The sequence below is a fragment of the Vibrio sp. Y10_XG_PY6 genome (assembly GCF_024181795.1).
GTDB classification, from domain to species: domain Bacteria; phylum Pseudomonadota; class Gammaproteobacteria; order Enterobacterales; family Vibrionaceae; genus Vibrio; species Vibrio diabolicus.
The window spans coordinates 302,587-324,368 of the sequence record NZ_JAMZAQ010000004.1 but is presented as its reverse complement, the minus strand read 5'-3'; the positions used below and the strand labels follow the sequence as shown (position 1 = coordinate 324,368).

Here is a 21,782-nt window from a genome sequence, read left to right as displayed (position 1 = left end):
GTCTCGTGATGTGTTGCTGTAGTGAAACCGAAGTTGGTGATAAAATTCCTGACTTCAATCGTTTTTTGTTTCTTTGGAGCCTCCTTTGTCTAACCATCCGTTTACCCCTCAAGATGAATTGTTTATGCGCAGAGCGATGGTGCTTGCTGAGCAAGCAGAAGCTGAGGGGGAAGTACCTGTCGGCGCAGTGCTTGTCAAAGATGGTGAAATTATCGCTGAGGGGTGGAATCGCTCTATTGGTACTAATGACGCTACCGCACATGCTGAGATTCAAACACTGCGTAAAGCAGGCCAAAAGCTAGAAAATTACCGCCTTCTGGATACGACTTTGTATGTAACACTTGAGCCATGTCCAATGTGTGCCGGAGCCTTACTGCATAGCCGCGTTAAGCGGGTCGTTTTTGGAGCGCCAGATTTAAAAGCGGGAGCAGCAGGAACAGTGCTTAATTTGTTTGAAAGCCAAGCCGCTTACCATTACGCCTTAGTTGAAAAGGGGCTGCTAGAAGATGAGTGCCGCACTCAGCTACAAGCGTTTTTTAAGCGTCGCCGTAAGGAAATTAAAGCGAAGAAACAAGCACAAAAAGCATTAGAAAATGGAGAGAGTGGACAAAATTATGGAAATAGTGAGAGTTAGCAAACATCTACAGCCGGGTAGATGTTTGCCTGAACGTACTAGTGATTGACTAAGTGTACAAAAACACGATTACGTGAACTTACTTTCTTTTTCATACATGTCAGTTTACGTTTACGTCGGATAGCAGCTACTGTGTTATTTAAACGCTTTGACTGCACTCTACGTCTTCTCATATTCAAAACCTCCTGCAGACAAGACTTATACCAGTAAATAGCGGTTCATCGATGCTTTACAATAGGCTCGATAATCGCACTAAACATTTGATGGTTTAAACGTTCTTCATTTGACTCCTGCATTGCACAGAGCCAGCAAATAATTTCAATACGATGCTTAATAATAGGAGTGACGTTATTTCGGCAGAGCGTAGCCGATAGCGCCGCTTCATCAGTGAGCTAAACCATGTGGTTACGAAGCAATCTGTTACAAAGCAATCAGTTTAACTAACGGTGAAAAAAGGCGACCAACCAAAGGAATGGTTGAGTGTGGTTGGTGTCACTCAGAGTCTTGGATTCTAGATAAGTTTTCGCTAGGACTCAACAAAAATGACGAGCTCATGGGCTCGTCATTTTTTAGTTTACAGCGGGTCTATTCTTCAAGGCTTTCTTGTTCGGTGTCTTCTTCAACCGTGACGTCAGAAGCGCCAGATATTTGCTCTACAACGGTCTCTACTGCTCCTGATATCAAAATGTCAGGGTTGAGCGGCGGGATAACTTGCAAGTCATCGCTATTCTCATCAATCGCTGGTCTTTGGCTGACATGACCAATGATGGATTGATAATAACGTCGAATATTTTCTACGTAATTACGCGCTTCATCACCTCTGGCGTACCCATAGCGAGTTTGACTGTAGTAACGCTTCTGACGCAGTAAAGGCAATCTGTCTTTTACATCTGCCCAAGCGTTTGGATCGCCACCTTGCGCTTTAGTAAGTCGCCGTGCGTCCATCATGTGGCCGTAGCCAATGTTGTATGAAGCCAGGGCAAACCATATTTTTTCATGCTCGTTGATGCTATCAGGCACGCGACCTACAATGCGACGTAAGTACTCGACACCACCACGAACAGATTGCTCAGGGTCTAAACGATTTGTTACCCCGACGCTTTTCGCTGTTGGCAGAGTAAGCATCATCATCCCTCTAACACCTGTTGGCGATTTTGCCGCTGGCTTCCAGTGTGATTCTTGATACGCCAATGCTGCAATTAAGCGCCAGTCGAACTCTTCGCTGTACTTTTGGAATAAAGGTGCCCACTTAGGCAATTTGTCATCCAGAGCTCGAATGAATGCGCGAGTATCAACGTAGTCAAATGCTTCAATATGACCAATGTACTTCTCTTCGAGAGTGGACAGTTCTCCTGATTGTTTAATGTTACCGAAAAACTCTATCAGCATCGCATACAAACTTTCGTCTTCAGAGCGTCGAGTAAACCACGATACTGGTTGATCTTCTGTAAGTTCAAACGCGAGCGCAAGATCGGGGTAAAGGCGCTGAGCTAGGGAAAGTTCCACAGAGTCAGTCACAGTAAAACGCAACTCACCAGTGGATACATATTTAAGTAAGTCTCTCGTGTCAGCATCGCCAACAATTTCAAACTGCAGCTCTGGGTATTGCTTCTTTAATGCGGTTAGGGTCGGAACATATTGCGATTGTTCGACGATCTTTAATGTTTGCGCGCCTGCATTTGTATCTTCGTCAGATTCGCTGTCTTTCGATGCTTGGTATTCAATCAGCTGTTCGATATCACGTGGTCGAAGTTGCCCCTTTTTATACACAACTTGTTGGCTTACATAATAATAAGCAGGGCCAGGTCTAAAGCGTTTTACCGCTTGTGACGTTTGATTTAAGCCCGTAGCGATGAGATCAATATCTCCTTTCTTAAGAGCAGGAAAAAGCTCGGCTTGGCGAAAGGCCGGTTTAATCTCGAGCTTGACGCCGAGCTGCTCCGCAAACTGACGCGCCAATTCGTAATCCAACCCAGCGGGACCATCGGGACCAATATAATAGGAAAGCTGATTGTTTAGCGTGCCAACACGAAGCACGCCACGTTCCTGAATTTTTTCGAATTCACTTTTGGGTTCCGACTCAATCTGGCAGGCAGAGAGTAGTAGCACAGAAACAAAAATTAGGGCGCTGCGCTTGAGTCGGTTGAGCTGGCTTATTTGCATTAATAGGTACATCTTAGGAAATTTCTATTTGCCTTTATATCAAAGCGAGCTCATGGGGCAAAGTGAATCACGCACTTATAGCGTGACATTGTGTGTTTTATCGACATTTTAGTCGTAATTCAAATTTGACAAAAAAAATGACGCAAACGGTTGCTTTTGGTGTTACATCACAAAAACAATTGCTATATAATGCGCTCGCAATGACGAGGTGGAATCGGCATAGGTTCGACAGGGCTTATTTTAAGTGTCTGAATTTATTCCAATATCACCTTAATCAATTGCATAAGAGACCTAAGCACATGAGAATTTTGCGTGGCTCCCCAGCTCTTTCTGAGTTTCGTGTTAATAAACTACTGGAACTTTGTCGTGAACAAGATCTGCCTGTAACTGGCATTTATGCCGAGTTTATGCACTTTGCCGATCTAAAGTCTGACCTTGATGACCAAGAGTTAGAAAAACTTGAAAAGTTACTAACTTACGGCCCAACCATCGAAGAGCATGAGCCAGAAGGTCTTCTACTTCTTGTTACGCCTCGTCCAGGCACTATCTCGCCTTGGTCTTCTAAATCTACCGATATCGCTGTTAACTGTGGCTTGGATAAAGTGAAACGTCTAGAGCGCGGTACGGCTTATTATGTCGAATCTTCAGTTGTTCTATCAGAAGCTCAAGTTGGCGCTGTCAAAGCGTTAATTCATGACCGCATGATGGAAACGGTATTTACAGCATTTGAAGCTGCGTCAGCGCTGTTTACAGTCGCTGAGCCTAAGCCTGTGGCGCATGTTGATATCTTAGCGGGCGGTCGTCTTGCGCTTGAAGAAGCAAACGTTTCCCTTGGCTTGGCACTCGCAGAAGATGAAATTGATTACTTGGTAGAGAACTTTACTAAGCTTGGGCGTAACCCAAACGACATTGAATTGATGATGTTTGCTCAGGCGAACTCAGAGCACTGTCGCCACAAAATTTTTAACGCAGATTGGACTATCGACGGGGTAGATCAACCTAAGTCTCTGTTCAAAATGATCAAAAACACGTTCGAAACGACACCTGACTATGTGCTGTCTGCATACAAAGACAACGCGGCCGTTATGACGGGCTCTAAAGCGGGTCGTTTCTTCCCAGACCCTAAATCTCGTCAATACACTTACCACCATGAAGATGCACACATCTTGATGAAGGTAGAGACGCACAACCACCCAACGGCAATCTCTCCATGGCCGGGCGCATCGACTGGTTCAGGCGGTGAGATCCGTGACGAAGGTGCGACGGGTATCGGCGGTAAGCCAAAAGCGGGTCTGGTTGGTTTTACAACCTCTAACTTACGTATTCCTGGTTTTGAACAGCCGTGGGAAACCGACTTTGGCAAGCCAGGTCGTATTGTTAACGCGCTAGACATCATGCTTGAAGGTCCTCTAGGCGGCGCGGCATTCAACAACGAATTTGGTCGTCCAAATCTATTGGGTTACTTCCGTACTTACGAAGAAAAAGTGACCTCTCACGCGGGTGAAGAAATCCGTGGTTACCACAAACCAATCATGATTGCTGGTGGTATGGGTAACATTCGTGACGAACACGTGCAGAAGAAAGAAATTCCAGTGGGTGCGAGTTTAATCGTACTTGGTGGTCCGGCAATGAACATCGGTCTTGGTGGTGGCGCGGCGTCCTCAATGGCGTCTGGTCAGTCAGCAGAAGATCTGGACTTTGCTTCAGTACAGCGTGAAAACCCAGAGATGGAGCGTCGCTGTCAGGAAGTGATCGACCGTTGTTGGCAGCTAGGCGACGACAACCCAATCGCATTTATCCACGATGTGGGTGCGGGCGGTATCTCTAACGCATTGCCTGAACTTGTCGACGACGGTGAGCGTGGCGGTAAGTTCCAATTACGCGATGTACCAAACGATGAGCCGGGCATGAGTCCGCTAGAAATTTGGTGTAATGAATCACAGGAACGTTACGTTCTTGCGGTAGCGCCAGAAAACATGGAAGCATTCGATGCAATCTGTAAGCGTGAACGCGCACCATATGCAGTGGTGGGTGTGGCAACTGAAGAGCGTCATCTAACGCTAGAAGATTCTCACTTCGACAATACGCCAATCGATATGCCAATGGATATCCTGCTTGGTAAGCCACCGAAGATGCACCGCGACGCAACCACACTAAAGGTGGAAAGCCCTGCCATTGTTCGTGATGGTATTGAGCTTAATGAAGCGGTGGATCGCGTACTTCGTCTTCCAGCGGTTGCAGAAAAAACATTCCTAATTACTATCGGTGACCGAACAGTAACGGGTCTGGTTGCTCGTGATCAAATGGTTGGCCCTTGGCAGGTACCAGTAGCAAACTGTGCAGTAACAGCGGCAAGCTATGACACTTACCACGGCGAAGCAATGTCGATGGGTGAGCGCACGCCAGTGGCATTACTAGACTTTGGTGCATCGGCTCGCCTAGCGGTTGGTGAGTCACTAACGAACATTGCGGCAACAGACATCGGTGATATTAAACACATTAAACTGTCTGCGAACTGGATGTCGCCAGCGGGTCACCCAGGTGAAGATGCAGGTCTATATGAAGCAGTCAAAGCGGTGGGTGAAGAGCTCTGTCCTGCATTAGGTTTGACGATCCCAGTTGGTAAAGACTCCATGTCGATGAAAACCAAGTGGGAAGAGAACGGCGAGAGTAAAGAAGTCACTTCTCCACTGTCTCTAGTTATCACGGCATTTGGTCGTGTGGAAGACGTACGTAAGACCGTGACTCCACAACTACGCACTGACAAAGGCGATACTTCTCTAGTTCTTGTTGACTTGGGTAACGGCAAAAACCGCTTAGGTGCGACAGCATTGGCACAAGTATACAAACAGCTGGGTGACAAACCTGCTGACGTAGATAACGCAGAGCAGCTAAAAGGCTTCTTTGATGCAATGCAAGCGTTAGTACGTGATGGCAAGCTAGTGGCTTACCACGATAAAGGCGACGGCGGTCTGTTTGTAACACTGGCTGAGATGGCGTTCGCGGGTCATTGTGGCGTAAAAGCGAACATCGCAGAGCTGGGTGATGATGCGCTAGCCGTTCTATTTAACGAAGAGCTAGGTGCGGTTGTTCAAGTTAAGAATGATGATCTGGATTCAGTTCTATCTACTCTGGCGGCAAACGGTTTAGAGGCATGTTCACATGTGATTGGTTCTGTTGAAGCTTCAGACGACTTTATTATCACTTCTGGTGATGCAGTTGTGCTTGAACGTTCACGTACCGAACTACGCGTTATCTGGGCTGAAACAACGCATAAGATGCAAGGTCTACGTGATAACCCAGCGTGTGCTGACCAAGAGCACGAAGCTAAGAAAGACAATTCAGACCCAGGTCTAAACGTTAAGCTCAGCTTCGACGTAAATGAAGACGTTGCAGCGCCTTACATTGCAAAAGGTGCGAAGCCTAAGATGGCGATTCTACGTGAGCAGGGTGTTAACTCCCACGTTGAAATGGCAGCAGCGTTTGACCGCGCAGGTTTTGAAGCAACCGACATTCATATGAGTGATATCCTAACGGGTCAAGCCGTTCTGGATGAATACCATGGCCTAGTAGCTTGTGGTGGCTTCTCTTACGGCGACGTACTAGGTGCGGGTGAGGGTTGGGCTAAGTCTATCCTGTTTAACGCACAAGCCCGTGAACAGTTCCAAGCCTTCTTTAACCGTAAAGAGACGTTCTCTTTAGGTGTATGTAACGGTTGTCAGATGCTTTCTAACCTGAAAGAGCTGATCCCGGGTGCAGACTTGTGGCCACGTTTTGTTCGTAACGAATCTGAGCGTTTTGAAGCGCGCTTTAGCCTAGTTGAAGTTCAGAAATCTGATTCTGTATTCTTCGACGGAATGGCTGGTTCGCGCATGCCAATCGCGGTTTCCCACGGAGAAGGGCGTGTAGAAGTACGTGATGCAGAGCACCTAGCAGCGATCGAGGCATCAGGTACGGTTGCGGTTCGTTACGTGGATAACCTCGGTAACCCAACACAACAATACCCTAACAACCCGAACGGTTCGCCAAACGCGATTACCGGTTTAACAACAGCAGACGGTCGCGTAACTATCATGATGCCTCACCCAGAGCGCGTATTCCGCACAGTTGCAAACTCTTGGGCTCCGGAAGGTTGGGGTGAAAATGGTGCTTGGATGCGTATGTTCCAAAATGCACGTAAGAATATCGGTTAATTAACCTCAGGTTAATCTAGCTTAAGTAAAGCGTTGGTTGAGAGACCAGCGCTTTCTTTTTTCTTATCACTCTTTTTTCTTTGTCGCTCTTTCTAGTGACTGGGCGAAACGTTGCTTTGTTCTGTCTCTTCTTTGTCATCTATTATCTCGCGTAAAAAACTTGCAGCGTTTAGATTACTTTTATGCTCTAATACCGCGCTTACCAAGGGATGGTGTTAAACAGCTCAGCTTAGATGGAGTTATCAAGTTGACCGAATCCCTGATTGATCCCTAAATCCCTTAGGAAATGAAAGAAATGTCTAAGAATCCAAAATTTGCTATCCGCGTCACTGAAAAACGTAACGGCTGGAGCGCAGAAATCACTCGCCAAGTGACATCTCGTAAGACTGTAGTATCAAAGCGTGAAACTGGCTTTGACAGCGAAGAGAAAGCACAAGCTTGGGCTGAACAAGAACTGGCTGGTTTTATCCAAAACCAAGTGGTTCGTAACGAGCGTAAAGCAGCGCAACGTCAAGAGCGTGAAGCAGAACAACTAGCGGCAAAAGTTCGTAAAGAAGAAGCCCGCAAAGCACGTGACGCTGAAGTAGACGCTGACGAAGAATAGATTCAAGTCGGTGAGATGGTGACGTCACCCATCAAACAAAAAGTGAAAATGCCCTGAGCTTTGTTTCAGGGCATTTTTTATTGTATCGACTTAAAAACAATCCGAAGATACAGACAGGCTAAACGTACCGTCTTCAGGGGCTGCAAATTGTTTATTGCCAGGAAGAAGGTGAGGGTTATTAGCATAAGTGCGATGTGTTGACTTGCCCTTTGCCGAGTGCCTCTCTGGTAAATCAAAGTGTTGCAATCCGTTAGATAGATCGTTTGCTTCACCGTAGTCGAAATGTGTTGCGACGTCTTTAGGCTGCTTGGCGTAACGACAGTGATCCGGCTTTTCTTCTTCATGCCAAGTTAACGCGTTTGCTTTGGCGTCTAGATTCAGATTATTTGTTGTTGGTTGTGCGTAATGATCCTCAATAACTTGGTGCTGACTCTGCTCTTGTAAGTAGTCAGCAATGCTCTCAGAGGGCTGCGCCAGGCTTTGACTTGCTGGAACGAAGCAAGCAAGAAGAAACAGTGTTTTTAAGTTGTTCATAGTGTGTATGCAAGCAAAAAGAAATGATAGTACTGATAAATAAAACAGTGTGCAATTATGGTTGTTAGTTAAGAAACAGCAGGGCAGTTAATGTCTGCCCTGCATCTTTTAGGTATGGTTAGTATTGATAAGTGAGGTGCAGTTTGACTTCGCGACCAGGCGAAGGCACGCCATTAGATAGGTATGCTTCGTAGTAACGATCGGTTAAGTTTTTCACAACCGCGCCAACACTCAAGCCTTCGACTTGTTGTATTTCCCAAACCACGTAAGCGTTTTGTAGCGTGTATTGCTCACTTGGCGATTTCACTTTTAAATTGTTACCGCTTGCCTTGGTTTTGGTTTGCGCATCATACCAACGGACTTCCCAGCCAGTGCGTAAACCTGGAATCCATTCGTAACCTAAACCTAAGTTGATATTTAATGGTGGCACATCAGGGTGATCATCATCTGAACCTGTGGAGTCAGATAGACTGCCTTTGTTTTTGCCGCGAATGTAACTTGCTGAGAAATTACTGTAGAAATCTTCAATCCGGTATTGTGAAATTAGCTCAAAGCCGTAGTTTTTAAAGCCATCTAGGTTTGTATTCCAGCTTTGTAACTCAGTAGTATTTTTGTCGAGGTTTTCGCCCGTTCGTATATCAACTGTGTCGCTAACATCGTTATAGAACAAAGTTAACTCTGTTGCGAGGTTATCGCGAGAGTTCACCAGCCCTTCCGTTAAGTTGATAACGCTTGCTTGATAAGCATGGATACGAGACACGTCCAGATTCAAAGCAGTAGCCGTAGCGGTAGCTCGCGCATATTGCACTGAGTAGATGTTATCAACGGTTGGTGCTTTTAAAGCGTAGGCGTAGGAGGCGTTTAAACGCGTATTATTGGTCGCATCAAAGTCGATATCCAAACGTGGGCTAAAGCCTTTATGCGTTGTTTCACCGTAATCATGTCCAGCAGCTGGATCATTATAATCCGGCGCGGCGTTCCCTTTTCCTTCACTCTTGATGTATTCGTAACGCAGAGAAGGTGTGATGGTTAAACGGTCTGTTGCTTGATAGTGATCAGCAATGTAAGCCGCATAAATTGACTGAGTGCCAGATGGTTCGTAGTAAGGGGTATACCAACCGTAGTTTTTGGCTTCATTACTGTCGTATGATGCGTTGAATACTAATGAGTCTCTATCGGTTTTTTGATATTGAAGCCCTGTCACTAGAGTGTGGTCTCCGAACTGCGCTTGGTTAAACACATCAACATAGTCACGCTCGTAACTCAACCAAGACTCGTGACCGTAACTGCCAACAGAAACGAACATTTTCTCGAATGCCACGTCAGGGCGAACCCAGTGACGATCGTTTTCAGAACGTGCCATTTTGATATTGAAATCAATATACGGGTTAGTCGGCATGTAGTGGTAAGAGATGGTCGTGGTGTTATCCGTGTATTTATTATCGACGGTGTATGCGTATTTGGCTTTTTCTAATGATCCGTATTTCTTGATGTTGTACTCAGTGATGTTAGGCATTTTTCCGCGGCGGTTAGCCCAAGGTTTACGACCTTCATCTTTGTAGCGAGTGTGGCTAATTTCAAACTCGTGATCGTTGTTTTCATAACCGACTTTTACGAGCATGTTTTCTTGCTCGTAACCTGAGTAATCCAGCGTTTCACCACCACCGACTTTAATGTCATCAGAATCTTTTACAGAGCCATTCGCTAGAAAATAAAAACCAGCATCGTTTTTACCATAGAGTGTTAGCGTGTAGGCATTCTCATCGCCGTTGGTGTTATATGCACTTGAGATGCGAGCACCAAAGTTTCTATTGCCGTACAGTAGGTCATCGACATTCTTGGTTTTAATACGAATTGAGCCACCAAACTTTCCGTTGAGTGCTCGATAGTCGTGCGCGCCCTTGATAATTTCTGCTTCACCAATCAAGAACGGATCAAAAAAGAAAGTTCCGTAGCGGTATTGTTGAAAGCCAATTGGAGCGCCATCGACAAATACGGCGATATCGCTTGGATCATCAAAACCACGAATATTAATACGTTCGCCGCCGGAACGGCCGCCGCCATCTGATGATGCGCCCGGAACGGCATCGATCATTGAGGCAAAATTAGAGTACTGTTGCTCTTCAATCTCTGACCAATTAATGGTGGTTTGCGCAGGCTCAGCAATGGTAATAGGTTTGGCATAACGCACACCGATGACTTCAAGTTCTTCATTTGGCGTTGTCTCGGCATATGAATAAAGAGGGAAGAGCAAAGTTAGTGAAATGAGATTTACTTTGAATGGATGACTTTTTAATCGTTTCATATTGATGATTTATAGTGTTTTTATGAAGCTCGGATTATAAGAACATTATTACGATTAATAAATGATAATGAGATTAATTATCAAGTGTGTTTTTGCGATGGCTTGTAAAGTTTTTTATCCATTCGTGGAAACTACGATGAGTATCGTTAGCTTACAGAAAACAAAAAGCCCAGCATCATGGACGCTGAGCTCATTGGCTTTTAAACAAGATGGTGCGAGCACTGTTGCTCCTTTCGAGCTAATCAAGTGCGTACTTGGTAGGAATTACTGAGTTTCTAACGGGATCTGTCCGGTAGTCAGTGGCTCGACATCGAACTCGGTCAGTCCTTCAATGTAACTTTCAACGGCTTGTTCTACCGAATCATCACCTTGGTTGAAGTAAGCAAGGTGGAAGATCGCATCGCCTTCATTAACCAGTGGCAAAGTTTGTTGACCGATCACCAAGCCACGCTTTGGCGCTTTGAGCTCTACCTCATCATGTCCAAGAGGAGAGCTGATATAGGCGAGAGTTTCACCCTGTTCCACTTTGTCTCCCAGATTAACGACAGTACGCAAAATACCGTTACCTGACGCACGAACCCAGCTGGTGGACTTCGCTATGATAGGCTCAGGCAGCTTTTTTCGGCTAGCGCGCAGCATGCCAATGGCTTGCATTACACGCCGAACCCCTAGTACACCAGCGCTGATTGACAGTGGATCAAAACGCAATGCTTCGCCAGCCTCGTAGGTGAGCACGGGGATATCACATTTTTCTGCCTCACTGCGTAAAGAGCCATCACGCAATGCTGAATCAACAATCACTGGCGTCGCAAACGCCTGAGCAATACGCAGAGTTTCTGGGTTGCTTAAGTTTGCGCGAATCTGTGGCAGGTTCGTGCGGTGAATGGCTCCGGTGTGCAGATCCAAGATGTAGTCACAACGCTTGGCTATGTTGTTAAAGAACCCGTGTGCCATTCGAGATGCAAGCGCGCCTTTTTCACTGCCAGGAAAGCAACGGTTGAGATCTCGTCGATCGGGCAAGTACCGTGATTTATGGATGAAACCAAAAACGTTAACGATAGGTACTGCAATGACAGTGCCTTTCAGTTTTTGTGGATCCAGTTGGTTAATGATCTGACGAACGATTTCTACGCCATTAAGCTCATCACCATGGATAGCAGCATTCACCATTAACACAGGCCCTTCTTGTTTCCCATGGATGATTTCCACGGGAATAGATAAAGGCGAATGTGTGTATAGCTTCGCTGCTTCAAATTCGATCTCTAATCGTTGTCCTGGTTGTATTTGATGCCCTAAGAGCTCAAACACTTTGCTTTTTTTACTTCTGGCCATAAACCATCTCTGTCAAATGCGTTATCAGCAATGTAACAATTGCTGCAAAATCGCACTAATCATTCTCATTAAGGACACGACAAATTACTTTAATCGTCATGCGCGAAACCTCAGCATGTGTGAAGTTTTTGTTTTCAATATGATCTTTTCTATCAGTTTAATACATAACGAGAGGTACAGAAGGAAGAGCAATCATAGGCTTAAAAAATGTGACTGTATTAAAAATAATACTGATAATGAGGGACAAAAAAACGGACTTTTAACCCTACTTTTTATCCGATAATATCCGCGCCGAATTTGAGGTCTAACATTTCTAACTAGAGGTTTTGATGAAAAAGGCAATTGCTAAAATTGGTGCATTGACTGCTGTAGCAGTTTCACTTTCAGGTTGCGTTGGCAGTAATGCCGTGACAGGTTATGTCATGGGGTTTAACTTGAAAGCTGTAGATAACCGTTACGCTCGAGGTGGTCTAAACATGCTTTTAGCACCTGTTTATGGTGTCGCAATCGCAGCGGACTACATCGTATTTAACTCTCTAGAGTTTTGGACGGGTAAGAACCCTTTAAATGGTAAGCCACATATCTTCGATACAAAGATGGATACTTACATTGATGTAAACCACCAGTTAGATAAATCGTTAACGACGGCGCCAATTGCACCGTTAGCGAATAACCGTGTTATTGAGCAGGGTCGAATGCAGCAAATCGATGAGAATACTGTTCAAATGGATATTACTTACAATAACGGCGAGAAGGCGACACTCATGGGTGTGCGCGATGGTGAGTTTGTTACTTACTACATTGATGGCGAGGTCGTTGCACAAACCTCAATGGATGAGCTAGCTGCTTATACGCAAAATCGCGTGTAAATTGGTCCAGCCAAACAAAAAAGGGTGCCGTAAAGCACCCTTTGTTGTATTTCGTGATTGAATTACGCTTTCTCTGGAATTGCCTCTAGAAGCGCTACCATCTGATCCCAGTACAACTGAACAGTATCAATCTTCACTTTCTCATCTGGTGAGTGAGGGAATTTTATTGTTGGACCGAAAGAAACCATATCCATGTGTGGGTATGGTTCTTTAAATAGGCCACACTCAAGACCAGCATGGATGACCATGATGTTCGGCTTATGACCGTAAATGCCTTCATACATATCACGGAAAATTGCCATGATCTCGGAATCTGCATCTGGCTTCCAGCCAGGGTAAGCACCTGAGAACTGAATTTGTGCGCCTGCTAATTCAGCAATTGAACGTAGCATACTCTCAACTTGGCTGCGGCCAGAGTCAATCAAAGAGCGAATCAGACACAAAACTGTCACTTTATTTTCTTCAGTAGTGATCACGCCAACGTTCAGTGACGTTTCGACCACACCTTCAATTTCGTCGCTCATGCGCATGACACCATTTGGACAAGCGTTAAGTGCGGCAATGAAGCGTTGTTGATCGGCGATTGAAAATACTTGTGCGTCACTAGCAAGCAATTCATTAAAGGTTACGATACCTGTTTCGATTTTACCCAATTCAGTTTTAAGCAGCCCAGTGTAGTGGTTGAACAGCTCAGCAAGCTTGTCTTGGTTTTCGACAGGAAGCGCGACAGTAACAAACGCTTCGCGAGGGATTGCATTACGTAAGCTACCACCACGGAATTCTACCAAACGTAAATCAAGCTCTTGAGCATGACCCGCTAGGAAGCGGCCAAGTAATTTATTGGCATTACCACGACCTGTGTGAATGTCACAACCTGAGTGACCACCTTTTAGGCCTTTCAGCGTTAGTTGGCGTGTTACGAAACCGGCAGGTGTTGCTTCTCGAGAAATGCCGAAAGTCATGGTGCCATCAACACCACCGGCGCAACCCATGTAGACTTCGCCTTCTTGTTCAGAGTCTGTGTTGAGAAGAATCTCACCTTCTAACCAACCAGCCTCAAGACCAAATGCGCCAGTCATGCCTGCTTCTTCATCAATCGTAAGCAGAACTTCGATTGGGCCGTGCTTAATGTCTTTAGATGCCAATACAGCAAGGCAAGAAGCCATACCAATCCCGTTATCTGCACCAAGCGTCGTGCCTTTCGCCGTTACCCATTCGCCATCGATGTAAGGTTGGATTGGATCTTTGGTAAAGTCGTGTTCGGTGTCTTCGTTTTTCTGCGGCACCATGTCGATGTGTGCTTGAAGTACAACAGCCTTCTTATTTTCCATTCCAGGTGTCGCGGGCTTTTTGATGAACACGTTACCGGTTGGATCACGGCGAACGTCAAAGCCTTGCTCTGTTGCCCAGTTGATAATGTACTGTGCTAATGCTTCTTCATGCTTAGATGGGTGAGGGATAGAACAAATCTTATCGAAAAACTGCCAAAGTGGAGCAGGTGATAAGGTACTGATCTCAGAATGGAACTCAGACACGGAGGACTCCTTTTGATGTGCTTTGCCAAATATATACCGTAAAAATATTGTCGAGATAGCATTAAATGCTAGACGATTTGGCCTTCAAATTGCCGTTTAGCATACCACCAGATAAGGAGTACGAGTAGTCGCGTGCACAAGGATTTCTCTCAGAACTGTCACAGTTTGTGAACACAATAACAGGCACTATGTGTTCTTTATCATACATTCTGAAAGTGGCTTTATTTTTTAATTCACAAAACTGTAATTTAATTACATTTAAACTTTGATGAAGGTCAATTTATACATTTTTGTGATTTTAATCACTAAAATGCTTGTAATTAAATTTCTTAGTGGTATATTTGTAACCAGCTTCTGAGAGAAGAATGAAATGCTCAAAGGATGAGTCCGTTTTATCGCCTCCAAGGAACCGAGAAATCAACGAATGTTTAATTGATTTAAAAGGTGATAGTTATGAAAGGTTTACCAAGTACAATGTTCTGGAATAGCAAGTCTGTTTACACCGGCAACTTTGTATACCCAACAAGCTTTGGCTACTAAGTGAAGTCAACGCATGTGACTCGAACAGTTTGTTCACCCCTATAAATTGGAATTTTTTTTCAGTGATAGTGCTGACATGATTCGCCGCCACCCAAATTGGGTGGCGTTTTTTTATCTCCACTTTCTATTTCTGACACATTTTCTGCCATCAAGGCTAGATTCTATTCTTCGTTCTTTAGTTTTATCGACTTCCCCGTCAAATCCACCTAGATATGACGCTTAAAACGCCCAGTTTCTATTTGAAAGTTTAGTACATTGTTCAGTTTTTATTCTGTTGTTGGGTTCTGAACGATAATTATTAATTGTTGTTTTATAAGAATATATTTCCTGTTTTGCTTTTAAGAATTAGCGAATGGGTTTCATATCCAAAGAAAAAAATCGCATTAGAGTGAAGATTCTATCTAGAATTTGCTATTTGATAACTTTATAATTCCCGCCAATCGATTACGCAACCGTTTACTTTTTACCTTTACAGGATTCGATCATGCTCGAGAGGCTTTTTAAGCTCAGTGACAATGGCACAAATGTGCGCACTGAGATCATTGCAGGTGTTACCACCTTCCTAACTATGGCTTACATTATTTTTGTAAACCCAGCGATCCTGTCGGATACCGGTATGGACCGTGGTGCCATTTTTGTTGCAACTTGTCTTGCGGCCGCTATCGGCTGTTTCATCATGGGATTTGTTGCCAACTACCCAATTGCACAAGCACCAGGAATGGGGCTGAACGCATTTTTCACTTACTCTGTTGTGTTGGGAATGGGCTATACGTGGCAAGTTGCGTTAGCGGCGGTGTTTGTTTCAGGCCTGCTGTTTATTCTTTTGAGTATATTTAAGATCCGTGAGTGGATTATTAACTCGATCCCGCATTCTCTACGAACAGGTATTTCAGCCGGTATCGGTCTTTTCTTAGCATTTATCGCATTAAAAAATGCAGGCATCGTCGTTGATAACCCTGCGACATTAGTTTCTATGGGAGAGATCACATCATTGCCATCTGTATTGGCTGCGATTGGTTTCTTCCTTACTATCGCGCTTGTTCACCGTGGTGTGAAAGGTGCGGTGATGATCGCCATTCTTGGTGTTACAGCGCTTGGCCTTCTATTTGGTGATGTGCAGTGGAGCGGCATTATGTCAACGCCACCAAGCATTGCACCCACTTTCATGCAACTGGATTTCTCTGGTTTGTTTGAAGTTGGCATGATTTCCGTTGTGTTCGCTTTTCTATTTGTCGATTTGTTTGATACCGCAGGTACGCTAGTTGGTGTTTCTCAAAAAGCAGGCCTCACGGATGAGAATGGCAACATCCCGCGTCTAAACAAAGCGTTACTTGCAGACTCAACGGCAACGTCAGTAGGTGCATTACTCGGTACCTCAAACACCACATCTTACATTGAGAGTGTTTCTGGTGTGGCGGCTGGTGGTCGTACTGGTCTAACAGCAGTGGTTGTTGGTGTGCTCTTCCTACTTGCTCTGTTGTTTTCACCACTAGCAGGAATGATCCCAGCTTACGCAACATCGGGTGCTCTGTTCTATGTCGCGATTTTGATGCTGTCTGGGCTGGTAAGCATTGATTGGCGTGACCTAACGGAAGCATCACCAGTTGTTGTGACTTGTTTGGTAATGCCATTAACGTTCTCGATTGCAGAGGGCATTACGTTAGGCTTTATCGCGTACTCGGCGATCAAATTATTCAGCGGCAAGGGCCGTGAAGTGTCGATGAGTGTGTGGGTGATGTCTGCCATCTTCATCGTCAAATACCTCGTCGGTTAATTTCTCGAGCAAAAAGCCAGTGTGGATTTATTCACGCTGGCTTTTTCTTTTTTCACGTTGTTCACTTAAGACGGTTTTTCTGCGGAATAGGCAGAGAATTTTGATATCACCGTTGGTATTAGCGGTGTGTTTCGGTAGAATAATCGTTTGCGCAGCTTGAAATCCTCATCTCCATACGTTTTGGAGAGGTCAGTGAGCATTCCGCTTTTGAGTGAGTTCGCTAGATTTTGAGGATGCATATTTTCAAATTATTAGGTTATTACAATGAGTAAAAAATTCATTATCACTTGGGATGCAATGCAGACTTACTGCCGTGAACTGGCTGAAAAACAAATGCCAGCTGAGCAATGGAAAGGGATTTGGGCGGTAAGCCGCGGTGGTTTGGTTCCTGGCGCTATCTTGGCTCGTGAACTGGGTATTCGTTACGTTGATACAATCTGTATTTCAAGCTACGACCATGATCATCAGCGCGATATGACGGTACTAAAAGCACCTGAAGGCGATGGTGAAGGTTACCTAATCGTTGAAGACCTAGTAGACAGTGGTGATACGGCGCGCAAACTACGTGAGATGTATCCAAAAGCGAAGATGATCGCTGTGTGTGCAAAACCTTCAGGCAAAGCGTTGCTAGATGATTATGTGGTAGATATCGCGCAAGACACTTGGATTGAACAACCTTGGGACATGTCAATCCAGTACGCTGAGCCTGTAAACCGCAAGCAAAAATAAACGCTATTAAAGAATATTGAGAAATGCCCCTGTATAGGGGCATTTTTTTTATTATCATAACAACTCATGCTAATAGCCTAAGGTTCTTCCTATGTCTGAAGACGTCAGTAAAAATCTTTCCGAAACTTTGTTCGTGAAACATAAGCAAGCAAAAGAAACCTCTGCGCTTACCCAGTACATGCCGACCAGTCAAAAAATACTTGATGAGCGAGAGGCGCAGGGTGATCGTGCTTGGTATCGTCATTTGCGCCGCTTGCAATGGGCTTGGCAAGGGTTGTCTCCGATAGAGATGGAAGGTGTGCTTTCTAAAATCGCTTCTTCTTCCCACTCTCGAACCAATGATGATTGGTTAGACACCGTAATGGGATACCACAACGGCAACTGGACATTTGAGTGGATTAAGCTCGGCATGGAGCATCAGAAGCGTTCAAATGAAATGCAAGGTGAGGAGGCCGCCGATGAACTCTTCACTGCATCTCTATGTTTTAGTATCGCAGGCTACCCACATCTGAAGAATGATAATTTGGCCTTGCAGGCTCAAGTGCTGGCAAACAAAGCGTACTCTGACGGCGCAGAGAAGACCAAGTACACCATCAAGCAAATTGAAGTGCCTTACCAAAATCGCAAAATCATCGCGAACCTTCATTTGCCAAGAACCGACAAACAACTGCCTGTGGTGATGGTGAGCGCTGGTCTCGATACGTTACAAACCGACATGTGGCGTTTGTTCCGCAATCATCTTGCACCACGAGATATTGCGATGTTGACGGTTGACATGCCTTCGGTAGGGCACAGTTCTCACTGGCCTTTGACTGAGAACTCAAGCTGTCTGCACCAAGCGGTACTAAATGAGCTGTATTCATTGCCTTGGGTGGATCATCACAAAGTGGGGTTAGTTGGATTTCGTTTTGGTGGTAATGCCATGATCCGACTCTCTTTTGTTGAGCAAGAGAAGATCAAAGCTTGTGTAGCCCTTGGCGCACCCGTACATGATATTTTTACTTCCCCTGAGAAGCTGCAAAAAATGCCGAAGATGTATCTGGATCTGTTGGCTTCTCGCTTAGGGAAAAGCGCGGTTGATATTAATAGCATGGCGGGCCAGATGATGGCCTGGTCATTGAAGGTTCAGGGCTTCTTGAGCAGTAGAAAAACCAAAGTACCTATTTTAGCTTTGAGCCTTGAAGGCGATCCGGTGTCTCCACACAGTGATAACCAACTCGTTGCGCTGTTTAGCCAGTATGGCAGAGCGAAAAAAATCAGTTCCAAAACGATTACAAAAGGATATGAGCAATCCCTCGATTTAGCCATAAAGTGGCTAGAAGATGAATTATTAGGGTGACAATTCTCCTAAATTAGTTAAGAGTGATATATCTGAGCAAAAAATAAGCTCATGATAATTAAAAATAATAATCATTCTTGGGTGTTTACTTTTAACTATGAAAACGGAGATTCATATGTCAGAGACGACTCAGGGCCCGACTCACTTTCGCTTGATGTCAAAGTTGAAGGCGATAGGGCCTTACCTGCGCGAACCACAATCGCAAGAAGGGCGCTATTATTTTGATTGTCTATCTGTTTGTGTAGACGACAAAAAATCGCCTGAAAAGCGTGAATTTTGGGGCTGGTGGATGGATTTGGAATCCATCGAAGGAGGCTTTACTGCCAAATATCATATCGGCAAGTACAACAAAGAAGGGCAATGGGTATCTGAAGCCCTGCCTAAAAAAGCGGTAGAGGAAGTGTATCTGACGCAGAGCACATTCCATCAAAAGCTGGTTGATACTTTAGAAGAACACTTCAAATTAGAAGTCGAATATCACACGGAGTCTTTCGATTTCGCTTAATTTGGTTGTTTTCATTTAATACCAAACAAAAAGGTGCGAAAACGCACCTTTTCTCTTGTTAATTCCCTCTTTGATTGTTAAAACATCCTCTCTTTATTTGTTTTTCACTTCAGAAGACATCATGACAACGAATCAACAAAATGCAGTTGTTTCACAACCACAAACTGTCGTTGTGAAACTGGGTACAAGTGTGCTGACAGGCGGCACTCTGGCACTCGACCGTGCTCACATGGTTGAGTTAGCGCGCCAGTGTGCTGAGCTTAAAAAACAAGGCCATTCAGTGGTAATGGTTTCGTCTGGTGCTATTGCAGCAGGCCGTGAGCATCTTGGTTACCCCGCATTGCCCAACGAGATGGCGAGTAAACAATTACTTGCGGCGGTGGGTCAAAGTCGCTTGATTCAAACATGGGAGTCTTTGTTTGGTATTTACGGCATCAAGATCGGCCAAATGCTACTAACTCGTGCTGATTTAGAAGATCGCGAGCGATTCTTAAACGCACGTGACACCATCAATGCGCTCGTTGCGAACGATATTATTCCTATCGTAAACGAAAATGATGCCGTTGCGACCAGTGAGATTAAAGTGGGCGATAACGACAACCTTTCCGCTTTGGTGGGCATTTTGTGTGGCGCAGATAAGCTCTTGCTTTTAACTGACCAAAAAGGTCTGTTTACTGCTGACCCTCGTAAAGACCCAAACGCAGAGTTGATCAAGGAAGTAAAAACCATCGACGATACGCTGCGTAAAATCGCAGGAGGAAGTGGTACAACATTGGGTACAGGCGGTATGGCAACGAAGCTGCAAGCCGCAGACATCGCTCGCCGCGCTGGTATCGAGGTTATTATTGCTGCCGGTAGTGCACCTAATGTTATCTTTGACTCTTTGAGCGCAGAGCCACAAGGCACACGCTTCCTACCTTGCGCTGAAGCTTTAGAAAACCGTAAACGCTGGATTCTGGCGGGACCTGCGGCATCGGGCGACATCATTATTGATGATGGTGCGGTAAATGCAGTGGTCGGTAAGGGCAGTAGCTTACTTGCTAAAGGGGTAATCAAAGTAAGTGGTGACTTTGCACGAGGCGAAGTGGCGCGTATAACAAATTCTCACGGTAAGTTGGTGGCTCGTGGCATTAGCGCCTACTCAAGTGATGACCTAACTAAAATTACTGGTAAGCACAGTAAAGATATCATCTCTATTTTGGGTCATGATTATGGCTCTGAGGTGATTCATCGCGATGATTTGGTTGTCATTCAGGAATAGAATTAGAGGGAAGCAAAGTGGATTTAACGAATATGGGTAAAGCTGCTAAAGATGCAGCTTTCGAATTAGCGACAGCGTCAACTGCGCAGAAGAACCAAGCATTAGCCATCATTGCTGATGAGCTAGAAGCAAACTCCGTTGCTATTTTGGCGGCAAACGCTAAAGACATCGAACTTGGCCGTGAAGCGGGTTTAACCGACGCACTGCTTGATCGCCTTTTGCTTAATGAAGAACGATTGACTGCAATTGCTAATGATGTTCGCAACGTCATTAGCTTGAACGATCCTGTGGGCAGCGAAATCGACAGTAAGGTACTGGAAAATGGAATGTCATTGTCTCGTCGCCGCGTACCACTGGGTGTTGTGGGCGTAATTTATGAAGCGCGTCCTAACGTAACTATTGATATTGCGGCACTGTGCTTGAAAACCGGCAACGCAAGCATTTTGCGTGGCGGCAAAGAGACATTTTTCTCGAATATGGAATTAGTGAAGGTTATTCAGTCTGCGCTAGCAAAGGCGAACCTTCCTGCCGCTTCGGTTCAGTACATTGAAAAGCCAGATCGTGAGCTAGTCTCTCAACTGCTTAAACTGGACGATTACGTCGACATGATCATTCCACGCGGTGGTGCTGGCCTACACAAAATGTGTAAAGAAAACAGCACGATTCCGGTGATTATTGGCGGCTTTGGTATCAGCCATATCTTTGTCGACGAATCCGCTGATCTAGAGAAATCCCTGAATGTGGTTGAGAACTCTAAAGTTCAACGTCCATCTGCGTGTAACTCATTAGATACGCTGCTCGTGCATGAAAAAATTGCAGCGCAATTCCTACCAATGATCGTAGAGCGCATGAACGATAAAGTGACGTTCGTTACAGAGCCAAAAGCAAAAGAACTCATGGAGCAAGCGAAACAAGTTCGCGATGCTATTGAAGGTGACTTTGATACGGAATGGTTGAGCTACACTCTTGGTGTAAAAGTTGTGTCTGATGTGAAAGATGCCATTGATCATATGCGTGTCCATAACGCGAGCCACTCAGATGCGATCATGACCAATAGTTTGGAAAACTCAGAACTGTTCATCAATTCTGCTGGTTCGGCGGCGGTTTATGTGAATGCTTCAACGCGCTTTACAGACGGTGCGCAATTTGGCCTTGGCGCAGAAGTCGCAGTATCCACGCAAAAGCTACATGCCCGTGGTCCAATGGGCTTAGAAGAGCTAACTAGCTACAAGTGGGTTGGTAAAGCGAATTACTTAGCACGCAGTTAACACATTCAACGAGATCTTGAGTGAAAAAGGGGCCTTTGGGCCCCTTTTTGTTTTGTCTAACATACCAATTCCGCTACACTACATGAGCTTTTATTTCGGTTTGAAAGCGTTATACCCAAATAGCTTTAATAGAGTCCGTATAACCATGAACGCGTGGTTAGCCGTGATTGCTCATGAGGTTATTTGGGTATAGATAT

General features: G+C 45.0%; 15 protein-coding genes. 10 read left to right on the top strand and 5 right to left on the bottom strand.

The window, feature by feature from the left end:
• Positions 1-85: 85 nt before the first annotated feature.
• Complete coding sequence (tadA, locus tag NL644_RS20105; RefSeq protein WP_005391440.1) at positions 86-634, top strand: tRNA adenosine(34) deaminase TadA; 549 nt, start codon at positions 86-88, stop codon at positions 632-634.
• Between the two features lie 585 nt (positions 635-1,219).
• On the opposite strand, the gene mltF is transcribed toward tadA, so the two are convergent.
• The gene (gene mltF, locus NL644_RS20100) at positions 1,220-2,797 is read right to left on the bottom strand and encodes a membrane-bound lytic murein transglycosylase MltF (RefSeq protein ID WP_012842083.1); all 1,578 of its coding nucleotides are present in this window, start codon (positions 2,795-2,797) and stop codon (positions 1,220-1,222) included.
• Positions 2,798-3,096: 299 nt separating this feature from the next.
• Between mltF and purL the strand changes: the two genes are divergently transcribed.
• Positions 3,097-6,990 carry a phosphoribosylformylglycinamidine synthase gene (purL, locus tag NL644_RS20095; protein WP_114323827.1) on the top strand — a complete coding sequence of 1,298 codons (3,894 nt, stop codon included), beginning with the start codon at positions 3,097-3,099 and terminating at the stop codon, positions 6,988-6,990.
• A gap of 295 nt (positions 6,991-7,285) precedes the next feature.
• The gene (locus tag NL644_RS20090) at positions 7,286-7,594 is read left to right on the top strand and encodes a DUF3622 domain-containing protein (RefSeq protein WP_005391432.1); all 309 of its coding nucleotides are present in this window, start codon (positions 7,286-7,288) and stop codon (positions 7,592-7,594) included.
• Positions 7,595-7,684: 90 nt separating this feature from the next.
• Here the strand turns inward: NL644_RS20090 and NL644_RS20085 are convergent, their stop codons facing one another.
• From NL644_RS20085 to NL644_RS20075, 3 genes are all read right to left on the bottom strand, one after another.
• Positions 7,685-8,128 (bottom strand): DNA-directed RNA polymerase subunit beta, encoded by a 444-nt coding sequence (locus NL644_RS20085; RefSeq protein ID WP_253658732.1) that lies wholly within the window; start codon positions 8,126-8,128, stop codon positions 7,685-7,687.
• 118 nt (positions 8,129-8,246) lie between these two features.
• On the bottom strand, positions 8,247-10,433 hold the full coding sequence (locus tag NL644_RS20080; protein ID WP_253658731.1) for a TonB-dependent receptor: 2,187 nt from the start codon (positions 10,431-10,433) through the stop codon (positions 8,247-8,249).
• Positions 10,434-10,697: 264 nt separating this feature from the next.
• The gene (locus tag NL644_RS20075) at positions 10,698-11,765 is read right to left on the bottom strand and encodes a succinylglutamate desuccinylase/aspartoacylase family protein (protein ID WP_005391426.1); all 1,068 of its coding nucleotides are present in this window, start codon (positions 11,763-11,765) and stop codon (positions 10,698-10,700) included.
• A 329-nt stretch (positions 11,766-12,094) separates the two neighbouring features.
• Between NL644_RS20075 and NL644_RS20070 the strand changes: the two genes are divergently transcribed.
• The gene (locus NL644_RS20070; RefSeq protein ID WP_047010162.1) at positions 12,095-12,634 is read left to right on the top strand and encodes a DUF3332 domain-containing protein; all 540 of its coding nucleotides are present in this window, start codon (positions 12,095-12,097) and stop codon (positions 12,632-12,634) included.
• 62 nt (positions 12,635-12,696) lie between these two features.
• Here NL644_RS20070 and NL644_RS20065 read toward each other — a convergent pair whose 3' ends face one another.
• Positions 12,697-14,169 (bottom strand): aminoacyl-histidine dipeptidase, encoded by a 1,473-nt coding sequence (locus tag NL644_RS20065; RefSeq protein WP_253658730.1) that lies wholly within the window; start codon positions 14,167-14,169, stop codon positions 12,697-12,699.
• Between the two features lie 1,024 nt (positions 14,170-15,193).
• Here NL644_RS20065 and NL644_RS20060 point away from each other — a divergent pair.
• From NL644_RS20060 to NL644_RS20035, 6 genes are all read left to right on the top strand, one after another.
• The gene (locus tag NL644_RS20060; protein WP_047010160.1) at positions 15,194-16,483 is read left to right on the top strand and encodes an NCS2 family permease; all 1,290 of its coding nucleotides are present in this window, start codon (positions 15,194-15,196) and stop codon (positions 16,481-16,483) included.
• 264 nt (positions 16,484-16,747) lie between these two features.
• Positions 16,748-17,212 (top strand): oxytetracycline resistance phosphoribosyltransferase domain-containing protein Tet(34), encoded by a 465-nt coding sequence (gene tet(34) / locus NL644_RS20055; protein WP_005391418.1) that lies wholly within the window; start codon positions 16,748-16,750, stop codon positions 17,210-17,212.
• 91 nt (positions 17,213-17,303) lie between these two features.
• On the top strand, positions 17,304-18,551 hold the full coding sequence (frsA, locus tag NL644_RS20050; protein ID WP_005391416.1) for an esterase FrsA: 1,248 nt from the start codon (positions 17,304-17,306) through the stop codon (positions 18,549-18,551).
• A gap of 115 nt (positions 18,552-18,666) precedes the next feature.
• Positions 18,667-19,056 carry a sigma factor-binding protein Crl gene (gene crl / locus NL644_RS20045; RefSeq protein ID WP_005391414.1) on the top strand — a complete coding sequence of 130 codons (390 nt, stop codon included), beginning with the start codon at positions 18,667-18,669 and terminating at the stop codon, positions 19,054-19,056.
• Between the two features lie 121 nt (positions 19,057-19,177).
• Positions 19,178-20,317: a glutamate 5-kinase gene (gene proB / locus NL644_RS20040; protein WP_145474374.1), complete on the top strand. Its 1,140-nt coding sequence runs from the start codon at positions 19,178-19,180 to the stop codon at positions 20,315-20,317.
• A gap of 17 nt (positions 20,318-20,334) precedes the next feature.
• A complete protein-coding gene (locus NL644_RS20035) occupies positions 20,335-21,585 on the top strand; it encodes a glutamate-5-semialdehyde dehydrogenase (protein WP_253658729.1) in 1,251 nt (416 codons plus the stop codon).
• Positions 21,586-21,782 lie beyond the last annotated feature (197 nt).

What these genes read in the sequence shown, in the direction of transcription:
- mltF (WP_012842083.1), bottom strand. Translation starts at nt 2,797, where the DNA reads ATGCAAATAAGCCAGCTCAACCGACTCAAGCGCAGCGCCCTAATTTTT.
- purL (WP_114323827.1), top strand. Translation starts at nt 3,097, where the DNA reads ATGAGAATTTTGCGTGGCTCCCCAGCTCTTTCTGAGTTTCGTGTTAAT.
- NL644_RS20090 (WP_005391432.1), top strand. Translation starts at nt 7,286, where the DNA reads ATGTCTAAGAATCCAAAATTTGCTATCCGCGTCACTGAAAAACGTAAC.
- NL644_RS20085 (WP_253658732.1), bottom strand. Translation starts at nt 8,128, where the DNA reads ATGAACAACTTAAAAACACTGTTTCTTCTTGCTTGCTTCGTTCCAGCA.
- NL644_RS20080 (WP_253658731.1), bottom strand. Translation starts at nt 10,433, where the DNA reads ATGAAACGATTAAAAAGTCATCCATTCAAAGTAAATCTCATTTCACTA.
- NL644_RS20075 (WP_005391426.1), bottom strand. Translation starts at nt 11,765, where the DNA reads ATGGCCAGAAGTAAAAAAAGCAAAGTGTTTGAGCTCTTAGGGCATCAA.
- NL644_RS20070 (WP_047010162.1), top strand. Translation starts at nt 12,095, where the DNA reads ATGAAAAAGGCAATTGCTAAAATTGGTGCATTGACTGCTGTAGCAGTT.
- NL644_RS20060 (WP_047010160.1), top strand. Translation starts at nt 15,194, where the DNA reads ATGCTCGAGAGGCTTTTTAAGCTCAGTGACAATGGCACAAATGTGCGC.
- frsA (WP_005391416.1), top strand. Translation starts at nt 17,304, where the DNA reads ATGTCTGAAGACGTCAGTAAAAATCTTTCCGAAACTTTGTTCGTGAAA.
- crl (WP_005391414.1), top strand. Translation starts at nt 18,667, where the DNA reads ATGTCAGAGACGACTCAGGGCCCGACTCACTTTCGCTTGATGTCAAAG.
- proB (WP_145474374.1), top strand. Translation starts at nt 19,178, where the DNA reads ATGACAACGAATCAACAAAATGCAGTTGTTTCACAACCACAAACTGTC.